Annotated in this window: 17 protein-coding genes; 3 read left to right on the top strand and 14 right to left on the bottom strand. The window is 64.5% G+C overall.

Translation table 11 applies throughout. From position 1 onward, the window contains the following. Positions 1-46 precede the first annotated feature (46 nt). Together F6B93_RS21900 and uppS are read left to right on the top strand one after the other, a co-directional pair. Positions 47-1,564, top strand: a complete 1,518-nt coding sequence (locus F6B93_RS21900; RefSeq protein ID WP_211696950.1) for a DHA2 family efflux MFS transporter permease subunit — start codon at positions 47-49, stop codon at positions 1,562-1,564. 298 nt (positions 1,565-1,862) lie between these two features. Further along, positions 1,863-2,591 carry a polyprenyl diphosphate synthase gene (gene uppS, locus F6B93_RS21895; protein ID WP_425518481.1) on the top strand — a complete coding sequence of 243 codons (729 nt, stop codon included), beginning with the start codon at positions 1,863-1,865 and terminating at the stop codon, positions 2,589-2,591. A 66-nt stretch (positions 2,592-2,657) separates the two neighbouring features. On the opposite strand, the gene F6B93_RS21890 is transcribed toward uppS, so the two are convergent. The 7 genes from F6B93_RS21890 to F6B93_RS21860 all read right to left on the bottom strand — a co-directional run bounded on the left by F6B93_RS21890 (position 2,658) and on the right by F6B93_RS21860 (position 12,114). Beyond that, entirely contained in the window at positions 2,658-5,930 is a 3,273-nt protein-coding gene (locus tag F6B93_RS21890) for an arabinosyltransferase domain-containing protein (RefSeq protein WP_211696948.1), read from the bottom strand. Next, complete coding sequence (locus F6B93_RS21885; protein ID WP_211699664.1) at positions 5,930-7,909, bottom strand: galactan 5-O-arabinofuranosyltransferase; 1,980 nt, start codon at positions 7,907-7,909, stop codon at positions 5,930-5,932. Before F6B93_RS21885 ends, F6B93_RS21890 begins: the two co-directional genes overlap by 1 nt. Positions 7,910-7,911: 2 nt before the next feature. Next, a complete protein-coding gene (gene dprE2, locus F6B93_RS21880) occupies positions 7,912-8,676 on the bottom strand; it encodes a decaprenylphospho-beta-D-erythro-pentofuranosid-2-ulose 2-reductase (RefSeq protein WP_211696947.1) in 765 nt (254 codons plus the stop codon). Positions 8,677-8,686: 10 nt separating this feature from the next. Next, positions 8,687-10,093 carry a decaprenylphosphoryl-beta-D-ribose oxidase gene (gene dprE1 / locus F6B93_RS21875; RefSeq protein ID WP_211696946.1) on the bottom strand — a complete coding sequence of 469 codons (1,407 nt, stop codon included), beginning with the start codon at positions 10,091-10,093 and terminating at the stop codon, positions 8,687-8,689. 53 nt (positions 10,094-10,146) lie between these two features. Next, complete coding sequence (locus tag F6B93_RS21870) at positions 10,147-10,584, bottom strand: GtrA family protein (protein WP_211696945.1); 438 nt, start codon at positions 10,582-10,584, stop codon at positions 10,147-10,149. Between the two features lie 70 nt (positions 10,585-10,654). Then, positions 10,655-11,140, bottom strand: a complete 486-nt coding sequence (locus tag F6B93_RS21865) for a GreA/GreB family elongation factor (RefSeq protein ID WP_211696944.1) — start codon at positions 11,138-11,140, stop codon at positions 10,655-10,657. A 365-nt stretch (positions 11,141-11,505) separates the two neighbouring features. Further along, positions 11,506-12,114, bottom strand: coding sequence for a TetR/AcrR family transcriptional regulator (locus F6B93_RS21860; RefSeq protein ID WP_211696943.1), 609 nt, complete (start codon positions 12,112-12,114; stop codon positions 11,506-11,508). Positions 12,115-12,419: 305 nt separating this feature from the next. Here F6B93_RS21860 and F6B93_RS21855 point away from each other — a divergent pair, with 305 nt between their 5' ends. After that, entirely contained in the window at positions 12,420-12,779 is a 360-nt protein-coding gene (locus F6B93_RS21855) for a thioesterase family protein (RefSeq protein ID WP_211696942.1), read from the top strand. A gap of 12 nt (positions 12,780-12,791) precedes the next feature. Here F6B93_RS21855 and F6B93_RS21850 read toward each other — a convergent pair whose 3' ends face one another. From F6B93_RS21850 to F6B93_RS21820, 7 genes are all read right to left on the bottom strand, one after another. Further along, a complete protein-coding gene (locus F6B93_RS21850) occupies positions 12,792-14,072 on the bottom strand; it encodes an aspartate aminotransferase family protein (RefSeq protein WP_211696941.1) in 1,281 nt (426 codons plus the stop codon). A 71-nt stretch (positions 14,073-14,143) separates the two neighbouring features. Then, the gene (locus F6B93_RS21845; protein ID WP_211696940.1) at positions 14,144-15,514 is read right to left on the bottom strand and encodes an arylsulfatase; all 1,371 of its coding nucleotides are present in this window, start codon (positions 15,512-15,514) and stop codon (positions 14,144-14,146) included. A gap of 710 nt (positions 15,515-16,224) precedes the next feature. Further along, positions 16,225-17,055 carry a galactan export ABC transporter permease subunit Wzm/RfbD gene (gene wzm / locus F6B93_RS21840; RefSeq protein WP_211696939.1) on the bottom strand — a complete coding sequence of 277 codons (831 nt, stop codon included), beginning with the start codon at positions 17,053-17,055 and terminating at the stop codon, positions 16,225-16,227. Further along, positions 17,052-17,966 carry a galactofuranosyltransferase GlfT1 gene (gene glfT1, locus F6B93_RS21835; protein WP_211696938.1) on the bottom strand — a complete coding sequence of 305 codons (915 nt, stop codon included), beginning with the start codon at positions 17,964-17,966 and terminating at the stop codon, positions 17,052-17,054. The genes wzm and glfT1 overlap by 4 nt, the downstream gene beginning before the upstream one ends. After that, positions 17,959-18,801 (bottom strand): galactan export ABC transporter ATP-binding subunit Wzt/RfbE, encoded by an 843-nt coding sequence (wzt, locus tag F6B93_RS21830; RefSeq protein ID WP_211696937.1) that lies wholly within the window; start codon positions 18,799-18,801, stop codon positions 17,959-17,961. Before wzt ends, glfT1 begins: the two co-directional genes overlap by 8 nt. Before the next feature lie 3 nt (positions 18,802-18,804). Then, the gene (locus F6B93_RS21825) at positions 18,805-19,350 is read right to left on the bottom strand and encodes a bacterial proteasome activator family protein (RefSeq protein ID WP_211696936.1); all 546 of its coding nucleotides are present in this window, start codon (positions 19,348-19,350) and stop codon (positions 18,805-18,807) included. Between the two features lie 3 nt (positions 19,351-19,353). After that, a complete protein-coding gene (locus F6B93_RS21820; RefSeq protein ID WP_211696935.1) occupies positions 19,354-21,348 on the bottom strand; it encodes a DUF6541 family protein in 1,995 nt (664 codons plus the stop codon). Between the last annotated feature and the right edge of the window lie 17 nt (positions 21,349-21,365).

The raw sequence follows: 21,365 nt of genomic DNA, 5'->3' as shown, positions 1-21,365 counted from the left end.
TGGGCTACTTGCCGGTTGTGCCGCGCGCCTCTAGTTTGGCAGACCGATGAGTCTTGCCTCGAGACGCGCCGCCGGGCGCGTGCGCCCAACCATAGTCCTGGCCGTCGTCTGTCTCGGGGTCTTCATCGCCGGCATCGACATGACCATCGTCAATGTGGCCCTACCGACGTTGGCCCGCGATGTGAAGGCCAACAACGCCCAACTGCAGTGGACTGTCGATGCGTACACGTTGACAGCCGCCGGACTGTTGCTCTTTGCGGGCACGGTTGGTGACCGCTACGGGAGGCGCGGGTCATTGCACCTCGGTCTGGCGATTTTTGCCACCATGTCCGCGGTTGCCGCGTGGGTCACGTCAGCTGAGGCATTGATCGCCGCCCGCGCCGTCATGGGGCTCGGCGCGGCCTTCATCGTTCCGACGACACTCGCATTGATCACCAACATCTTCATCGATCCCATTCAGCGCGCCAAGGCAATTGGGCTGTGGTCGGCGATGGCGGCGATGGGAGTGGCGATCGGGCCGATTGCGGGAGGGTGGCTTCTTCAAAACTTCTGGCTGGGATCGATTTTCTTGGTCAACGTACCCGTGGCCGCCGTGGCGATGGTAGGCGCGAGCCTATTCGTGCCAACCTCACGCGACCCCGCTCCGGCACCGCTCGATGTGGCCGGACTCGTCCTGTCCGCGATGGGCGTGACCGCACTTACCTACACGATCATCGAGGCACCCCATGCGGGGTGGATCAGTAGCCGAACCGCAATCGGTTTCACGGCGGCAGCCATTGGTCTCGCTGCGTTCGCGTGGCACGAACGACGAATACCCCACCCGATGCTCGACCTATCCATTTTCGCCAATCGACGATTCGGCAGTGGAATCCTGGCGGTGTCGTCGGCCCACCTGGCTCTATTCGGGTTCATCTTCGTTATGACGCAGTATCTGCAATTCGTCGCCGCGTACACACCGTTTGAAACCGGCGAGCGGTTGTTGCCGGTCGCGCTGGCGGCGGTAGTGGCCAGTGTCCTGGCCCCCAGATTCGTTGAGCGACTCGGTACCACCACGGTTGTCGTCGCGGGACTCGGCATCTTCGCGGTCGCGATCGCATGGTCGGGAACGTTTCGCGCCGACACGTCGTACGTGGCCATCGCGGTGGCAATGGCGCTATTCGGTAGTGGACTCGGGTTCACCATCGCATCCGCGACCGAGTCGATCATGGGCTCGCTGAGCCTGGCGCATTCGGGCGTCGGGGCGGCAGTTGCCAGCGCAAGCCGTCAACTTGCGGGCAGCCTCGGCGTGGCGATCGTCGGCAGCATATTCGCATCGGTCTATACCAGGACCCTGGACCGCAGCGCGTCGCTTGGCGACATGGATCCCGAGGCGCGCGGCGCGATGCGGCAGTCCATGGCAGCAGCCCAGCGCGTGATTGACCAACTTCCCACCGCACAGACCCCCGGCATCGGCCAGGCAGTTGCGGACGCGTTCCTCAGCGGTATGTGGGTGAGCTGCCTGGTGTGCGCAGGAACTGCAATGGCCGCAGCGACGATTATCGTCGTCCGGGTGTCCCGGTCATAGGTCCACCGTGCATTTCCCCGACGGGGGGATGTTGTTCGGGTACAGCGGTTGTCGTGGATAGGTTCAACACAGAGCAACGCCGGAAAGATACGACGAAGCGCTTACGTAATGGCAGAGATCAATAGCCGTGGTCATTGATAGCGTTATTTCGCACCCAGCAGTACCAAAAAGGCATTACAGCAGTGGCGGCGGTTGACGTAGGGTCCTGCGATACACCCTCGGACGACCTGCCGGAATGACCCGCGGAAACAGGTTGCGAGAACGGAGTTTACGGCCGTTGAATGCTCCAGCGTCGCCAGTGGCGTCCGTCCACCAGCCCAACGATAGGCTGTCGGGTTCGATCACCACGCGATCGCCGCGTTGCGTGGCCCTCTACCCCGACGGCAATGTCCGCTGGGCCGCTCGGCATGGCCTCTCCGCGATGGAAGGCCATCTGGCTGGAAGTGAAGTCGCAATCCAGCGCGTGCTGGATGCGTGCGAACTCGGCATCGAGCAGCTCTCGCTATTCGGCTTCTCCTCCGACAACATGAAGCGTTCTTCTGCCGAGGTGGCCTCGGTCATGCAGATCGTCGCGACCCAGTTCGATCGCGGTGTCGAACTGCTGGACCGCTCGGGCATCCGCCTGCAGGTAGTGGGATCTCGTAGTGGGCTGCCGCAGTTGATGCTCGATGCAGTGGACCGTATCGAAGCGGCCACGGCGCACCATAGCCGAATGCAGCTGTTCGTCGCGCTGAACTACGGGGGCCGTCAGGAGCTGCTAGAGGCCGCGCAGCGCTACAACGGTGGCGGGGAGGAGGTATTTCGGCGGCTGCTGTGCGCCCCTGAGATGCGCGAGCTCGATCTGGTCATCCGCACCGGCGGGGAGCAGCGCCTGTCCAACGGCTATCTCTGGCAATCGGCGTATTCCGAACTGGTTTTCGACGATGAACTGTGGCCCGACTTCACGCGCGAACGCCTCGAAATGGCGCTGGCGGACTTCGGACAGCGTGTGCGTACGCTCGGAAGGGCACACCGTCGGCTGGGCTAGCCGGAACAGCGTAAGCCGGCGGTGAGCAAGCCGCTCGGTCAGCGGGATTGCCCGGACTCTTGACGGCTACCCTTTGCGCAGTGGCGCCGGGTTCCACAGGCCGCTACGAGTCGCGGTGCCCAGCTCCAGGTCGGCGGGCTGGGCGTCGGGGTAGTAGGGCGTCAGCCGCTGCAAGGCCCCCCAGTCGCGGAACCAATCGTCCTTGAGGTAGGTCGCCACGGTCGTCGCGCGCACCAACAACTCGGTGACGCCCAGCGGGCCGCCGCCGTTGTGGTCCATCACCGGGGAGTTGGCCTCGGCGCCGAAACGGTCAGGCAAAATCCGCCATTTGGGCGTTTCGTCAACGCCGTTTTGATGGCCGAAGGGTCGCTGGCACGGGAATGCCAGACCCACCAGCCAGTCAAGGAACACCGGATCCTGGGAGCCTACGACTTCCTGGAGCGTGCGCACCTGCGGAATCCGCGGCGGTGTCAGGGCGATCCAATGCTGCGGTGCCAAGTCGTTGTCGGTGGCGATCAGGCGAACCCGGGTGGCCGCGGCCGGGATGGACGACAGCGGGGCGCGCAGGTTGCGCCAGGCTGGCATCGCACCGACGTCGGCGAATTCCATTGATTGGTCCGTGTTTTCGACGTTCACTTGGTCGTCGGTGGCCCATTGCAACTTGACCTCGCGGGTGTCGAACCGGCCGGCCGCAGACACCACCAGCAGCGGCATCTGTTCCCGCTGCTCCTGAGGCGGCAGCCGGTACCAGGCCGACCGCAAGATGGCGGGCACCTGCACGCCGGCATGCCAGCTGCCCAAGACGGGGGTGCGGGCCGGATCCAGGTTGTAGGGCAGCCTTGCCCGCGAGCCGTTGATTCCGGGGGCGGCCGTGGTGCCGCCTTCGGTGCCGGCTTCGCTGCCTGTGACCAGCCCATCGTCGCTGAGGAAGCTGCGATCTCGAGGGCTTTCCAGCACCGGGTCGGCACGGACATCAGCGGGAATGCCGTTGGGTGTAAAGGCTTCCGATATCCCCGCCCCCAGGGCAGCGGCCACCGGCGCGGAGACCGGTGGCAGCATTCCCGCGTTGGGATCCTGCTCCACCAGCACGTCTTCGGCCAGCCCGCAGGTCTCACCCGTGAGCGCCTCGAGGTTGGACCGGCCCACCGACCATGCGGGGTACTGAGCGATCATCGCCGCGGTGAGCGACACGACCTCGAAGAGAACCAACGTCCACGACGCGATGGCCAACGGGGACTGGACGATTCCCACTAGCCTTGCCCCGTAGTGGGTCTTCGGTGGCCCGTTGTCGGTGGCCACGAAGTGAAACCACGCCGCCAGCAGCAGGACCAGCACCGTCAGCCCCAGCAGCATGGTGGCAAAGCCATACCCCCATTCCGGAAACGAATTTGACCACGGGACACCGAAATTGGACACATACCACCAGCCGTTGACGCTGGCGAATGATAGTGCCATCAAGAACAGCACCGTCGCAGCGAACACCGTGCGGTTGCGTCGGGATCCCATGGCCGCACCCGTCACGGCGACCGCGGCCAACGCCCCCAACGATCCGGCTAGTCCGGCGAACACTCCGAAATGGTGAGTCCACTTCGTGGGTGTGAACATCATTGCGAGGAAGGAAATGATGGTGATGCCGATGATGCGTCGGCTCGGCCCCGCGGCAGTGCCGGGAATCCGACCCTTACGCAAGGACATTGCTACCGACACCGCAAGGGCCAGGACTACTGCCAGCACGGCGAAGCGGCGGGCCACCGACCCGTCGGGGCTGGCCATGAACAATCGCTCGTAGCGGATGTGTTCGTCGAACCAGCTCAGGCTGGGCCCGACGGCACGCTTGAGCACGGTGGCCTGCGCTTCGCCGGCCAGGGTTTGGTCGCGGAAGATCAAGATGGTCGTGACGGTGACCGCAGCCAAGAGGGGCGCCAGGAGCGGCAGCGCGCCGAACTGTTTCCAGCGGCGGTGCAGAATGGTGCGCAGCGGCCCGATCGCGACTAGCAGGGCGCCGATGGACGCGATCCCGGTAGGGCCGGAGAACAAGGTCAGGGCTCCGATGATGCAGGCGACCGCGACCGGCAACAACCGGCTGGTGGCCACCGCACGCTCCACCGAACACCAGGTCAGCAGGATGCCCAGGGCAATGATGGGCTCAGGTCGCAGGCCGTTGTCGAGTGGCAACCAGACCGCCAGGAACATGCCCGCAGCGGTCCACGCCGCGGCCTTGTTGGCTTTGACGGCATGACCCAGCCGGGGAATGACCTCTCGGCTAATCACCCACCAGCAGGTCAACGCCATGGCCAGAGTCGGAAGCCGCATCCAGATGCTGGCGGTGCTGACATGCGCCCAAATAGCCAGTAGGTCGTAATACCAGCCGAAGGGCGCCTCGGGGGTGCCGAACCAGCGGTAATAGTTCGCCATGTAGCCCGCATGCTCGGACACCCGGGCCATGGTCAGGATGTAGCCGTCGTCGGAGGTATTCGCCCCGACGAAATGCCACCACAGCAACACCGTGACGACCAGCGCGTCCAGCGTGCTGATCGACCACCACCTTGCGGGCAGGAAACGCCGGTGCCGGGTCCCGTCAGCGGTGTCAAGGATGTGGAGGGCGACCAAGGCGGTCGCGGTCAGCACCAACCCGAGAATCATCGCGACCAGTTTCAGCAGGGTGGGGTCGCTGCTGTAGCGGGTGTCGACCGTTGCGGAAAAGCTCAGACCCGGTGTCGCCGGGCCAGACAGATCGGTGAAGACACCCACGATTTGCGGCCGGAAGTCGTAGCCGCTTTTTGTGCCGCGCAGCGGTGCGCCCGGGTGCTCGGCCGTAGGTCCTTGCTTGAGCCCGACGAACTCGCCGACGACTTTGTCGGCGTGCGCGGTAAACGTCAGGCGCTGGCAGGCGGGGCTGAGCACCTCGCTCATCGGCGCGACCACTACCGGGACGTTGCGCACGATCAGCACGAGGTCATCGTTGATGCGCTCTAGCAGCAGCCCGCGATCGACGGCCTTGGGGGCCTGCTTGGGCACCGTCGACAGCAGCACCGTCTTGCCGCGATTGTCTTGTCCGGCCAGTCCCGCGGCGGCTTGGCAGGGAACGGTGATGCTCAGATCGGTGGCGACGTAGCCGATCAACGGCGCCTCGACACTGCCGAACGTCGCGTTCTGCGGCCAGTTCAACTGCGCCGTTGTCTGTTTGACCGGAAGCAAGGGAGTGGCGATCGCTAAAACTGCCCCCAGCAGACCAGCCACGGCAGCGATGTAGCGAGCGATCCGGTGGTTTGCTCCGGCGAAGCGCACGGACGTAGATGCTAGCCCTTCGACCGCGTCCGGCGTGGTTTCGGTGGCCATCAGGCCCGCGCGCCCGGCTTGCGGATCGCCAACACGAATGGGCCGATGCTCTTGACGGCGAACCGTGGGTCGGCGAACAGGGAGGCCCGCAGGACCACGGTGTAGCGCCGGACGTTGGGTTGGTTCGGGTAGACGTCCTCGGCCAGGCGAAGGGTGTAGGTGCGGCTCGATCCGGAACCTGAGCCGCGGCGCATGAGAAAGACCGTCGGCGGCGCCCAGGGCAGCGTGTCCAGTGCATGAATCAACTCGTCGGCCGTCTTGAGCTTCGACCAGCTCTCGATGTGCGCCGCGCGGCGGTCGAACTCTGCTAGTGGGTTGGCGTAGTGCGACGTCAACCCCTGAAAGCCCCAGTAGGGATGAAACGACAGGAAGCTGTAGTCGGCGGTCAAGACCACGATCTGATCGCGCGGCTTGCCGGTGACGCGCAGGATGGCGGCGTCGATCGCCGCGTAGTACTTCTCCGAGCCCGGTGGTCGAAGGTCGCCACGCTTGCCGTTTCCGTCGGTGTCGGTGTACGCGATGGTGAGATCGGGCCGCAGCACGTCGGGAATGTCCTGACTGAACGCGATCGCTCCGGCCAGCCCGATCGCTCCGGCCACCGGCAGGACGCCGGGTCCCCAGCCCCGGTCAGCTCCCCGCGCCGCCAACGCGACCGTAATCTCGGCAAAGCCGAACACCCCGGCGGCCACGAGCAGTGCTGTCAGCGTTGGCTGCAGCCGAAACGACAGCAGCGTGGTGCGCGCCAGCGTGGTGAGCATCGACAACAAGGACCACAGGTAGACGGCCACGACGCCGATGGCCAGCGCGCCCGCCCGGACGGACTGCCGCGCTCGCACCACCAGCCACAGGGTTCCCAGCATGCAAATCGCCCCCAGCAGCGAGAACTGCAGCATGGGGAAGGCCAATTCGGCGCCGTCGGCCGGCAGGTAGTGCTGGGCGCTGCCAGTGTCGCTGACCGGGCCGCGAGCCGCCCGCAAGAGGTAGGGCAGCCAGGTCGTCGCTGCGATGGCCACCGCGATGGCGGTGATGACGGCCAACCGATACAGCGGTCGACGTGCGGCTGTGAACCCGGCCTGCCGCCATCGCACGCCGGCCAGCAGCAGCGCCATCAACACGACCGTGAACGCGCTATAGGCCAGTAGCAGGGTGTACCAGGTCGCCGCGAAGCCGAGGAACAGGCCAGCGCCGACCACCGCCGCCCAGCCGGCCCCTCGATCGACTGTGACGCCATCGTCACCCCCGAGCTCGGCCGTGACGGTGGCGTCACGCTCGCCGACTCCGGCGCGTAGGCCCGACCAGGTGAGCACAAACATCGGCGGCAGCAATACCGTGATCATCGCGGCGTACGGCTCCGGCGAGCCGTAGGCGAGTGTGACTGCTGCGGTCGCGGTGGTGACCAACAGCGCGTACTCGAAGCGGACCATCCGCCACCACAACACGAGCGCGATCGCGACCGCGATCGTGATCGAGGTGATCGCCCAGGGCTTGAAGATTTCCCAGGCGGGTATTCCAGTGAGCCCCGCCACCCGCCCCCCGATCCAGAACCAGCCCGGCGGGTAGAACGGCGGCAGCCCAAAGTAGGTCATGTCGTGCAACGCGGCGCTGTCGGTGAGGCGGGTGAGATATTCGGTGCGGAACTGCTGATCCACGGAAATGCCGAACAGATACAGCTTGGTCGCTCCCAGCGGCATGCCGAGGGTCACCACGGTGAACGCGGACACCGACGCCAGCCCACCCAGCTGCGCAACAAAGCGCAGCCGACCACCGCGCGTGCCCGAAAGCCGCCACGCCCAACCGGAGGCGACCAGCCCGGCCAGGCACGCGACCTGGCCGACCGTGGTCAGCGCATGCAGTTGGTTGGACGACGGGAAGGCCGGCCACTGGACGCGCGCGATGGCGATCAACGAAATCACCGCGATCAGAATGGCCACGCAACTGGCGAGGATCATCTGGCCCAGGGTGGCCAGGACGTTGCGCATGGCTAGATTGGCAGCTTGCGGAAGATGCTCCGCGGGATATGCCGCAACACCATCATCACGTAGCGAAACGTCGCTGGCGCCCAAACCAATTCCTTACCCTTTGCGGACGCGGCCACCGCGAGGTTTGCGACGTACTCCTTGTCGACGGTCAGCGGGGCCTCCTTGAGATGCGCGCTCATCCGGGTGCGTACCTGGCCGGGCCGGATCACCAGTACTCGAACGCCGAACTCGCGCAGCGCTTCTGACAGGCCCAGATAGAAACCGTCCAGACCCGCCTTCGTGGAGCCGTAGACGAAGTTGGCCCGGCGTACCCGCTCGCCGGCGGCCGAGCTCATGGCAATGATCTGGCCGAAGCCCTGAGCGCGCATCTTCTCTCCCAGCAGCACGCCGATCGACACTGCCGCCGTGTAGTTGATTTGAGCGATCTGCACCGCCTTGCGCTGGTTCTGCCATAGCTCTTCGGCGTCGCCGAGCAAACCGAACGCCACAATTGCCGCGTCGACATCGCCACCGGCGAAGGCCGCCTCGATCATCTTCGGGTGGCTGTCGGTGTCTAGGGCGTCGAAGTCGATCAGCTCCACCGACCGAGCGCCAGCGGCTTTCATCTGGGTCACTGCGTCGTCGCGGCCGGGGTCGTCGGCCAGTGCGGCCAACACGATGCGTGCGGGCGCATTGCGCAGGTAGCGCTCGCAGATGGCCAGCCCGATCTCGGAGGTACCGCCGAGCAGCAGCACGGTCTGAGGATTTCCTACGGCATCAAGAACCATTGCGCACCATCTAGAGCAGCTCCAAACGTCGGGCCATGTCGGAGGCGAATACCCGCAAGGGGTCGACCTTGCGGCGTACGGCGATCCATTCGTCGATGCGGGGATACATGGCGTGAAAGGTTTCGGCGGTGGTGCGGGAGTCTTTGGCGGTGTAGAGCCGGCCCCCGAATTCCAATACCCTGCGGTCGAGTTCGGTGACGAATTCGCTCAGTCCCGCTTTGATGGGGAAGTCGACGCAGATGTTCCAGCCCGGTATCGGGAAGCTCAGCGGCGCTTGGTTGCCGGGCCCGAACAACTTGAACACGTTGAGAAACGAGTAGTGGCCCGAGGACTGGATGTCGGCGATGATGCGCTTGAACTCATCGACGGCTTCGGTGGGAATCACGAATTGATACTGCAGGAAGCCCGCCGAGCCGTAGGCGCGGTTCCATTCGCCGAACATGTCCAGCGGGTGGTAGAACTGCGTCAGGTTCTGGACCTTGCCCCGATACGTGCCCGATTTGCGGTACCAGAGCTCACCGATCGGTCCGAAGGTGTATTTGTTGGCCAGCCCGTTGGGAAATATGTCAGGGAATGTAAGCAGTTGTGGTGCATCGAATTTCAGCGGTTCACGCCGCAGCTTCGCCGGCAATTGGTCGATGGTGGCCAGGCAGCCGCGCGATACCGCCGCACGGCCGAGTTTCGGAGGTGCGCTGATCGCGTCGAACCAGGCGCTGGAGTAGGCGTACCCAGCTTCGCTGCCATCGCTATGTAGTGCGATGGTCTCGTCGAGGTCGGCGGTGACGTCGCCGTCGGCGATGAAGTAGGCAGTCTCGGTGGGCGTCATCTCGATGGTTGCCCGCAGGATGATGCCGGTGAGACCGTTGCCACCGACGGTGGCCCAGAACAGTTCGGAATCCTCGCCGCCGGGAGTGAGGTGGCGGATTTCGCCGTCCGCAGTCAGCAGGTCCATGCTGCGTACGTGGCAGCCGAAACTGCCGGCGCTGTGATGGTTCTTGCCGTGGATGTCACACGCGATCGCGCCACCGACAGTGACCTGCCGGGTTCCGGGCAGCACCGGAACCCAGAGCCCGAACGGTAAGGCCGCTTTCATTAGTTGGTCGAGGTTCACCCCCGCGTCGACGTCGGCAAGCTTGGTGTCCGCGTTGATCGAGTGGATGGTCGACAGGCGGGTCATGTCGATTACCAGGCCGCCGCCGTTTTGCGCGTTATCGCCGTAGGACCGGCCCAATCCGCGGGCAATCACGCCGCGACCATGGGGGAGTCCGCCCGAGTCGGCAACCCGGGCTACCGCCTTGGCGATCGCCTCTGGATCGGGTGTGCTGAGCACGTGCGCCACCGACGGAGCGGTGCGTCCCCAGCCGGTCAGCCGGGTGGCGTTGGTGGCAGCCGCGGGGGGCTCGGGGGTGCTCGACATCGTCACAGAGGGTACCCGCCCCTCGGTTGATGATGCGGGAGCTCGCTCCCGTCTCAGCGGACTCGAAAGATTACCGTTCGCTGCACGATGAAGTTGATTACCGTGGCGGTGCCCTGAGCGATGACGAAGGCTACCGGTACCGCCCATGCCTGGTAGTGCAACAGCGCGAGGCATAGATGGTTGAGTCCGACCTGGACCGTGAAGGTGATCGCGTACAGAGCCATGACCGCGACGAACCGGGCTGTGCTCGGTGACGCCCGAAATGTCCAGCGGCGATTGATCAGGTATGCGGTGATGGTCCCGACAACGAAACTGGTGGCTTTCGCCAAGTCCACCTGCAGCCCGACCGCTTTGTAGAGCGTCACGTACAGGCCGAAGTCGACAATTCCTGCCAGACCGCCGGTGATGACGAAACGCCACACCTGGGTCGTCAGGTTCAGGGGTGGATGGGGTGCGTCGGGCCTCGTCGTCGGCGACCATTGTTGGGCCATCCGGGGAGTCTAATGGTGCTGATAGACACCCCTGGGTGTCTATCGCCTGCTCGGGCCGGGTCGGATGCGGCTAGGAGGGCAACTTCACGGCGATGAGCTGGACCTGACTCGGCCCCTGCGGCGTGGAGTAGGTGACGGTGTCGCCTGGCTGACGGCCGGCCAGCGCCTCTCCCAGCGGACTGTGAGCGGTTAGTGTCTCGGCTTCGCGGCCTACCGGAGTCTCCTCGACGATCGAGATCACGTGCATGGTGACCACTTCCCCGTCGGAGAATCGCAAGGTCACCTCCGTGCCTCCGGGTAGTGTCTCCTTCCCGTTGGAGCGGGGTGGTCCGGATCGTAACCGCCGGTCGAGTTCGTTGATCCGATCTGCGAGTACGGCGAGTTCATCGGCGCGCTGAATCGCTTCGGCTGCATCACCGTGATCGGCGACCATGCCGCGGTCATTCTTAACCTCTGCCTCGAGCCGATCGCGGCGTTGGCGCAAGCGGTCCAGTTCCGCGGCGAGATGCTCGCGCCCTGCTTCCGCGAGGCCCGTCGATTCGACTTCCTCGTTCACGTCGGCCGACCTTTCGCGGCGCTGTTGCTGCGATGCCCAGCGCCCTGCTTGCTGTGCTGCAATGGACTAGCTATCCATGCCGTGGGTGCCATTTTCCGATCACTCACGTGCCGTGAATCGGGATTGGTGGCGTTTCAGTGTTACACCACTATGCGTCAATAGTCACCGATATTCGACAAGCGTTTGCCAGCTGTCATTCGGGGCGCGGGCGCCGTCGACCCGCGGATCACCGGGCCGCCTCATGAGTCACGCTGTCAAACAACATCTTTCGTATTCTCACGACCACCAACGACCGTCCAGCGGCGGTGGCGCCCAACGCGGGCACCTCCGGGGGCTGATTCTGGGAGATCCGACGGTGGTGTCCGCTACGTGTTGGCGGCCGGCGCGACGTCGCGCGCAGCCAACACCACATCGAAGGTGGTGTTGAAGTAGGCATCGAGAGTCTCCTGGCGCTTGGTGACCAGGGTGGCCAGGACCGCACCTTGCCAGCCTTGCAGGAGATACTCGGCGAGGATGGCCGGCTCGCACCGATTGGCTATCTCGCCCGCGTATTGCGCCTCGGCAAGCACCGACGCGATCGAGGACTGCCAAGTGTGGAACATCTCTTCCAACGTGGTGCGGGTTCGCTCGCTCGCATCGGCCAGCTCCATAGCGAATTTCCCCATCAGACAGCCGTTTCGGTAGCCCGAAGCGGCGAACGTTTCGCGGAGGGCTTCGAAGTGGGCTCGGATCCGCGCCGCCGGGCCGCCGACCGACGTGTCGAACAAGGTTGGAATGGGAATGCCCGAGTTGTATCGATGCAAGGCGGCAATGGCCAGCGATTCCTTGCCGCTGTAGTAGTTGTAGAACGAGCCCTTCGGGACACCGGCAGCCAATGTAATCTGCTGCACACCGGTGCCGTTGTACCCGCGTTCGTGGAATAGCGATAGCCCGGCGTTGAGCAGCCTTTCGGGCACAGAGTCCGCGGTTCGCATCTTCCTCACAATGCTCGTCTTCAACAGCTTGTCTTCAACAAAAATGTGCGCCGTATTCACAGCTCACGCGCGTGTCGTGGGGCTGGGGGTCCAGCGCCGGACGCCGCGAGACAAGATTTTACGCGAACGTCAGAGAATTCGTGGCGCGACCGCGAGAAAATCGAGATCGCACCGCGTGTGTCCGTTCCGGAGCGGCACGGCACTGCGGCATGCCAGCCGGCGGGCTGAGGCCCCGACGACGTCGCCACGTCAAGCCCCGCCTGTCCGTATTCAGGATGGCACTCCTCGCTCGTTAGGGTGGTGCGATGCAGCACGAAGTGACAACCGCGGACACTGCGGAGCAGATGGGCAGCGGCGATGTGCCTGTGCTCGCGACCCCTCGGCTGATCGCGTGGCTAGAGGCTGCGACCGTGCAAGCCGCCGCCGGGTTGGTAGGCCCGGGTCAGACTAGTGTCGGGATCGCAGTTCGGATTGAGCATCAACGCGCTACCAAAGTGGGCGGCACCATCGAGGCTATGGCGGACCCGCCGACGACCTCCGGTCGACGCCTCAGCTTTGTGGTGAAGGCTATTGACGAATCAGGCCATGTTGTCGCGGTCGGCGAAATCGATCGGGTCATCGTCGATCGTGAGAAGTTTCTCGTTCGAGCAGCTGAGGGTGCCTAGGTCCGTGGCCCCCTACCCGAGCGCGCGTCGGACCCGTTCGATGATGTCGTCGGCATCCTCGTCACGCAGCGTCAGGAACGGGCGGAACGGGACGACTGGCGCGGAGTCGGACGGAATCGTGAGGATACCGTGCTCAGCGAGCTTGGTCGCGGTTCCTATGGAATCCCCGGTCTGAATACCCATACACAAGCCCACCTGGCTGAACTCGAACGGCGCGCCGGCGAAGCCGCGTTTGAATCGGTCGGCCAGCTCGCCGACCCGCCCCAGAAAACCGGGGTTGTTGGTCAGGTCGAGGACGACGGATGCGATGACACAACCGATCTCCGAGCCGGCGTAGGTCGAATCGTGGGGGAAGAGTTGACCATCGGTATAGGCGCGCCAGGGCCCGTCGGCCATCAGCGTCGCCGAGATCGGATACATCCCACCACCCATGCCCTTACCGATCGCCATCAGATCGGGGACGAAGTCGAACTGTTCGTAGGCCCACAGGGTGCCCGTGCTGCCGAAACCGGTCTGGATCTCGTCGAGAATCATCAGCGCACCCTTGGCTTCGCACGCCGCCTTGACCCCGGCGAGATAGCCGGGAGATGGCTCGGGGAAGCCGGCCTGAGCAGGAGTGGGCTCCATGATGACAGCGGCCGTGTCGGTGGTGATCGCGGATTTCATGGCGGCGAGGTCGTTGTACGGCACATAGGTGGTGTGGCCGCCGTCGACCAGGCACGCCTTCATCTGGGCGGCGCGGATTGCGCTGATGGCCGTGCCCAGCTCCCCGGATCCGTGGTAGGAGGTGTCGGCGATCGCCACCAGTCCCTTCCGCTGGGTGAATGCTCGGGCCGCATGCACCGCGATCTCCACCGCGTCCGAGCCGCTCAGGCCAAGCCTGCCCCTGGGTAATGCACCGCCCGTGCTAGCGACCAGCTTCTCGACGATCATCGCCCGGTAGCCGGAGAGATGCGAAAAGTTGCCAGCGTCGATGTGGTCAATCGCCTCGTGCAAAGCGTCGACGACAGCGGGATTGCGGTGCCCGAGGTTGTACTTCGAGCCCTCCCGGTGACAGTCCCAGTACCACCGACCGGTGTAGGCGTCTTGCACCCGGGCGTTGTCGCGTCTCCCGTAGTGAACGTTGAGGGGTAGAGAGCTGATCAGTGATGCTTCGAAGGTGGAAACCACCTCGCCGAAGGCCTTATCGCTCTCGGCTGCCGTGGCATATGGCGGATAGTCGAAATACGTGCTCTGCGCGGTGTAGTCGGAATCGCCGGATTCACGGTCCAGGGGCGAGGTTTCCACGGTCATGCAACCGAGGTCAGCGGGCGGTGGCGGTGAGCTGCGCCATGGGGCGTCAGGAGCATTGCGGCCACGAGAGGCTACTTCGGCCTGGCGTTCGCGGGCACGTACGGGTCCGGGGCACCCTTGGGAACCGGTGGCTCATGCGCGAAGCTCGCGAGGTGTTCTTTCAAGACTTCGAACGCCGGGAATCTGACCCATGCGGCCTCAACGAGATGACGCTCCGGGCGTTCCTCACGGGGATCTTCGTGCAAGTTGTACAAGACCGGAGTCGCGAACGTCTTTACTGCTGACCGCCCGGCGTCGAGCTCTTTGTACATTGCCTTCCAGTTGCGCCACTTGATCCCGTAGATCTCTGCACCGACATAGACCACGAAGCCTTCGCGTGCCGAGGAACTCGTTCTGCCCTCGAAGAAGTCGGCGTGATCCACCCCGTCGATCACCCGGTCAGTCGGCATTTCGCCACCCAGCATGGATGCCAGCGTGGTAATCAGATCGACTTGATGCACGATCTCGTTGCTGACCCGTCCGGCCGGAATGCGGTCTCGCCAGCGCATGATGAACGGCACCCGCAGCGACCCCTCCAGCGCAGTGAAATACGGTCCGCGCCAGGGTCCTCCGAACCCCTCATAGGGGGCTTTGCCCTCGGGGCCGTTATCCGAGGTGAAGATGACGATCGTGTCGTCGGCGATGCCGAGCTCGTCGAGCTTGTCCAGGATTCGACCGGTGTAGGTGTCGACCTGCGTGAGGATGTCACCCCATTGGCCGTTGCCACTTGCCCCGTCAAACTCGGGGTCGAGCAGCATCGGAGCGTGCACCATCGTGTACGGCACATAGACGAAGAACGGGGTGTCAGCGGCGACTTGGCGGTCGATGAATTCGATTGTCTTGTCGGTGATCTCCCGGTCGATCATCCGGCGGGCTTCGAGGTTGTAGATCTTGACGTTCTCGGGCTGCTGACCTTTGACGCCGGCCATCACGTGTTCGGGCCGGACGAAGGGGGTGACGCCCTCTCGGAACACCGAGCTATCGGGCCAGAATGACTCGTCGCTGGAGTTCGGGATGCCGTACCATTCGTCGAAGCCCTGGTCGGTGGGGAATCGACCTTCGGTGTGCCCGAGATGCCATTTGCCGAACAATGCTGTGCGGTAACCGATGTCGGCAAACATCTCCGCCATGGTGTACTCCCACTGCACCAGGCCGTAGACGGGGCTGTCGATGGGAACGGTGGCGTTTCCGGTGCGTATGGCGTGCCGTCCGGTCATCAGCGCGGCACGTGACGGCGTGCATTGAGCCTCGACGTTGAAGTTGGTGAGCCGCAATCCTTGCGCGGCCAGTTCGTCGAGCCGTGGTGTTGCGGCGCCTCGGATCTCCCCGCCTCCGTAGCAGCCGAGCTCCCCGTAGCCCAAGTTGTCCATGTTGATCAACACAACGTTCGGTCTGTTCGGCACGCCGCAAGTATGTCAGATCCAGAAGTTAGCTTTGGTAAGTATCGCTAGGGGAGCGATGGCGCGGTCGCCGCGGACACGACGTAAAAACCTTGGGCTGCAACGGATTTCTAGCCCGATTTCTGTCGATGGTTCACCGTGTAGCTGCGCTGACAGGGGCCCCCAGCTTCCGGGCCAAGTTGTGTAAGAGTTGTTGTTGGGTGGCTTCGCTATGGGGTCGGTAGGCGTTGTATTCGGTGCGCTAGTCCTCGGTTACGTGGCGGTGTTGCCGACGCTTCGCGAGTGAGTGACCTGGCCCTGGCGCACACGCTTGCGGGTCTTTGACCGACGGTGCAGCCGTTCGTCTTTCCGCAATCGGTGCGTTTGAGATTGATGCCAGGCCTTCGGGCCTGGCGATGGCGTGTGCGTTTCGCCAGCCTCACCGCGGATGCCCGAGGGCGATCTGACCTCGTCGCGCGCGAAACCGGGCTCGTCGTCACCGGCTCGTTGCGGCTCATCCTGTTGCGCCGAACGGTGTTGGCCGACCACCCGGCAGGAACGCCGGAGCGAAGCCGTGAACCGCTCGACGAGTACCGCCACCGCTCGCCGTCGACGGTTGGAGCTCAACAGGTTTGCTCCCTCACAGGAACTGGTCCGGACCGAGGGGTCACGTCCGTCGAACAGCCCGCCGGCCCCTGTTGTGAGGCCCGGGCGAGCGGCCATAAGCGTAGTAGCTATACCCAGTAGGGCACCCGCGCCCGGTACTGGCGCATCGCGATCGCCGCCAATATCCAGCCGACGCCGGTCAGCGCCAGCACCACCGCCCAGTGCCGCAGCTCCTGATGGGCGCCCAGCAGCGGGGCACGCACGATGTCGAGGTAGTGCAGTAGCGGGTTGATTTCGACGATGCTCGCCCAGCGCCCAGCTCCCTGGCGGTTCAGCGTATCGGCATTCCAGATGATCGGTGTCATGAAGAACAGCAGCTGCACAACGGAGTACAGCAGCGGCCCGATGTCGCGGTAGCGGGTCGCCAGGATGCCGAAACATAGTGATACCCAAACGCAGTTTCCGACGATCAGCGCCAGCGCGGGAATCACCGACAGATCCGCCCAGGACCACGGTTTGGGAAAAATCATCGCGATGACGACATAGATCACGATGTTGTGAGCAAAGAAAATCATCTGCCGCCACACCAGCCGATAGACGTGCACGCTCAACGGTGCCGGCAGTTGCTTGATCAAGCCCTCGTTGGAGACGAACACGTCGGCGCCGTCCAGGATGGCGGCGTTGATGAGATTCCAGACGATCAATCCGAGCGTGACGTACGGAAGATGCTCCGACAACTCGAGATGAAACAGCTTGGAATATAAGCCGCCCATCGCGACGGCGGAGGTTCCGGTCGCGATGGTGATCCAGAACGGTCCCAGCACCGAGCGGCGGTACCGCTGTTTGATGTCCTGCCAACCCAGATGCAGCCACAGCTCGTGGCGACGGAACCCGTCGGCCAGATCGCCCCAGGCGCGGGCGAACGTCCGCGACTGTGCCGCGGCGTCCATGAACGTCATGCGGATCCTCCTGGCTTGCCGAACTGCTCACGACGTCCCAAGCGGCGCAACCGACGCCACTCCAATAGGCCCTTGGGGTCGCGCCGTTTGATCAGAAAGAACCAGCCAAACCGAAGCCATTCCTGGGGCAGGAGCTTGCGCAGACCTGGTTGTGAGAGCAGGTAGCCGCGGTTGCGGTAGGTGAAGAAGCGCTTGGCGGGATCGTCGGGATATTGGGTGTGCATTCGGCCGCCCAGGATGGGCCGGAACTCGTCTGACCCACACGGGTGCAGGTAGACCGCGTCCAGGCAGGTTCCAAACGGCAAGCCGGAGCGGACCAGACGACGGTGCAATTCCACCTCGTCGCCGCGGATGAATAGCCGCAGGTCCGGGACACCGACTGCCTCCAGGGTCGTTGCCCGGAACAGCGCGCCATTGAACAGCGACGCGATCCCGCGCAGCAGGTCTTGCCCTGCTTCGGTACGCAGTTGCGCTGCGCGCCGGCGCCACACCAAGCCGCGGCGCAGCGGAAACGCCAGCCGATCCGGATCGTCGATGTTGCACACCATCGGCGACACCTCAGCCAGGTTGTGCTTGGTGGCGCACTCCAGCAGGGTGGCGAGCACCCGGCTGTCCTGGGCGCGTCCGTCGTCGTCGGCCAGCCACACCCAGTCGGCGCCTTGGGCCAGCGCGTGCAACATGCCGAGCGCGAAACCTCCTGCGCCCCCGAGGTTTCGGCGCGACTTTAGGTAGGTTGTGGAGATCGGTTGTCCGGCAACAAGATCGCGGACCCGGCTGTCCTCTGGAGGATCATTGTCTACCACGATCAGGTGATCCGGCAACCGTGTTTGCGTGGTCAGCACACCAAGAGATTTGGCCAGCTCGTCAGGACGCCGATGGGTCACGACCACGGCGAAGACGGATTCACTCATCCCCGGTGGCTTTGTGTGCCAGCTGCGTATTGGCCGCTTTTTGGTGTCGGGTCTCTGCCAAGACGTCGTGCACGTGGCGGGCAGCGTCTTCACCCTCGTAGGCCCGCACTACCTCTTCGATGCCGCCCGTGAGTCGGATGACACCGTGGTCGATCCACATCGCCGTGTTGCACAGCCGAGCCAGGAACTCGTTGGAATGGCTTGCGAAAACCAGGATTCCGGAGCGGTCGACCAGCTTCTCCAGCCGCGTTTGGGCCTTCTTCAGAAATTCCGCGTCCACGGCGCCGATGCCTTCGTCAAGCAGCAGGATCTCGGGATCGATGCTCGTGACCACACCCATCGCCAGCCGGACGCGCATCCCGGTGGAGTAGGTGCGCAGCGGCATCGACAGGTAGTCACCCAGCTCGGTGAACTCGGCGATCTCGTCCACCTTGGCCTGCATCTGCTTGCGGGTCTGGCCCAAGAACAGGCCGCGGATGATGATGTTTTCGTAGCCGGAGATCTCGGGGTCCATGCCGATTCCCAGATCGAACACCGGCGCCACCCGGCCGGTGACCGTCGCGGACCCGCGGGTGGGCTCGTAGATACCGGAAAGCAGGCGCAGCAAGGTCGATTTCCCGGCCCCGTTGTGTCCCACCAAGCCGACCCGGTCGCCCAGCTTCAGCTGCATTGTTATGTCCCGCAACGCCTCGATGACGACCACGTTGGAGGCGTTGCGCCCGATGGTCCCGCCCGCCTTGCCCAGCACGGCCTTCTTCAGCGAACGCGATTTCGCATCGAAGATGGGAAACTCCACCCACGCGCTACGTGTCTCGATGTGCGGAACAGTTGGCACGGCTTACAAGTACTGTCCGGTGCCGTGACCGTGGTGGCCCGGCATGGAGACGCCGGGCGGGAGTGCGCCCTGGCGCATCGACTCTAGCTGCGCGCGAGCCGCCATCTGTTGGGCGAACAGTGCGGTTTGGATGCCGTGGAAAAGCCCTTCCAACCAGCCGACCAGCTGCGCCTGGGCGATGCGCAACTCGGCGTCCGACGGCGCGGCGTCCTCGCCGAACGGCAGGGTGAGTCGGTCGAGTTCCTCGCGTAGTTCCGGCGCCAGACCCTCCTCGAGCTCACGGATGCTGGTGGCGTGGATGTCACGCAGCCGGTTGCGGCTGGCCTCGTCGAGGGGCGCGGCGCGCACCTCCTCGAGTAGTTGCTTGATCATGGTGCCGATGCGCATCACCTTGGCGGGCTGTTCCACCAGGTCTGTGAGGGACTGTTCGTCGGCGTCGTTGTCGTGTACCGCCATGAGCCGCGGGTCGACGCCGCCAATAACCTCCACGCCCTCGACGTCCTCGTGATCGTCGCTGGTAGCCAATCCCGTCACCATCCTCTTGCGCACCTTCTAGGAGTGTGTCGCGGCGGCGTGTCCGCGCCATTCGTAGATTCGGGCCTCGCCGTTGTCGTAAATCTTGGTCCACGACGGCGACTTCTCCAGTGACACTAGTCCGTCGGGGAGGACAAACCCTCGAACGGTGGGCGTGCTCGTCAGGATGTAGCGAATATTGAGGACCTTGATGGACTCGAGTACGCGTGGATCGGTGTCGGCGTTGCGGGCGTGGGCCCAGAAGATGAACCGCTGGTAGCCCGGGCCCTGTTGCACCGGGAAGTCGTAGTGGGTCCACAGCGGGTGCAGGCCGGCCACTGCGTACATCCACGCGGTGCCGTCGGTATTGGCATTGCCGATCACCGTGTCGCGCGCGCCGGGCAGCGTCGCCAGGTAGGCCATCGCGTCGAGGTCTCGCTGGTCGATCATCACCGAGTCGTACTTGTCGCCGAACAGAAACCGGTGTCGCGGAAAGTAATGCCAGGCGCCGACGAGGCTGGCTGCGATCAGTAGCGCCGCGGCCGCCGACGCCCAGACGGGCGCCGGCAGGGGATTCCTCCCGCTTGCCGGGGAGGGTCTGAAACGGTCAGTGAGTCGTTTCGCGCCGCCCACCAACAGCGCAACCAGCGCACCCAGCCCCACGGCCGCCATCGGCGTCAACAGCAGGGTAGTGGCCGCCGCAATGCGGCGCGGATCGTTGTAGAAGAACTCGCCGATGGCGCCGGCCGCAGCGCCGATGGGGCCGCCCAAGGGGGTCCCGGCGTCGACATTCATCACGATCAGCAGCAGCCACACCGCCACTGGCCACCAGATCTTCGTGAACAGCAAAATGAACCCGCCGACAGCGGCCAGCGCGATCAGTGCGTATTGGACGGGGAAATCGTTGAGATGCCGGGAGTGCTGGAAAACGGCGTCGAATAGGCCGTGCCTCTTGCTGTAGTGAGTAGGGAAGGTGTGCCCGGCGATGATGTCTTCCTGTTTTGTGACGCTGAGGAACTGCGGCAACAGGATCAACCCCGAGATTGCCGCCACGCCGGCCAGCGTTGATACGTCGGCAAGCCGGCTCCGCACGGGACGCCACAGCGTCTCAAAAAGCCACCAGCCCGACACCAGCAGCACGACGATGATGCCGCCGGTGATGTGCACCGAGAAGACACCCACCAGCGCGAGCACGGACAGCGGTATCCGGTCGCGGTGCCGCAAGGTCGAGCAGATAAGCGCCATCGTCGGCACCGCGATCCCATAGGCGGTGAGGTTGGGCATCGCGGCGGTGCCGAACTCGACGTAGGGCACCGCGGTGAACGATGCTGAGAGTGCTGCGGCCGTGGCCGCAGCGCCGGCGGCGCGCCATTCGCAAACACGGGTACGCAATATCCGCCAGGTGAGAACGGCCGCGCTGACCGGAAACAGCCACACCGCTGCGGCCACCGAGCTCAGCGTGTAACCCGTGGTGGGGGCCGCGCCGGTCAGCTGGCAGAACACCGCCACCAGGGCGTGGAACCCCGACGGGTAGTACAGGAGTGCGTGAGTCTCGACGTTACGGAGCTCGCCCATATGGGTAGGTGACGCCTGGCCGGTGTCCAGGATGAAGCGCACGGTATTGGCATGCCAGACGGCGTCCCACGTACTGGGTATGGATTGCCAGTCGGGCAGGCCGCGGTGCGCCGCCCAGCCGATCAGCAGCACTCCCAGCAGCACGCCGGCACCGACCGTTATCGCCGGCCCGCCACCGATCGCCCTCGCCTCGGCCGCGGTGTCCCGGAACCGAGCAAGCAGCAGCTGCAAACCCACTGCCACCAGGCAAATGACGGCAAGAGCGAGCAGTGCCGTCCACCCATTCCATCCGATGCCGAGTGCGCCGTAGGGAACGATCGCCAGGGCCACCACGCCATACGTCAGCGGTGGGCCGACCGCGATGGCGATGGGCCACCGCAATTGGGCGATCCGCGCGATGATTGCTCCGGGCGTGATCAGCAAAATCAAAGCGATCAGCGTTCCGAACCACAGGCCCACTGGACTAGTATGTCTGC

It is taken from the genome of Mycobacterium spongiae, assembly GCF_018278905.1.
GTDB classification, from domain to species: Bacteria; Actinomycetota; Actinomycetes; order Mycobacteriales; family Mycobacteriaceae; genus Mycobacterium; species Mycobacterium spongiae.
This window is presented reverse-complemented; position numbering and strand designations above follow the sequence as displayed.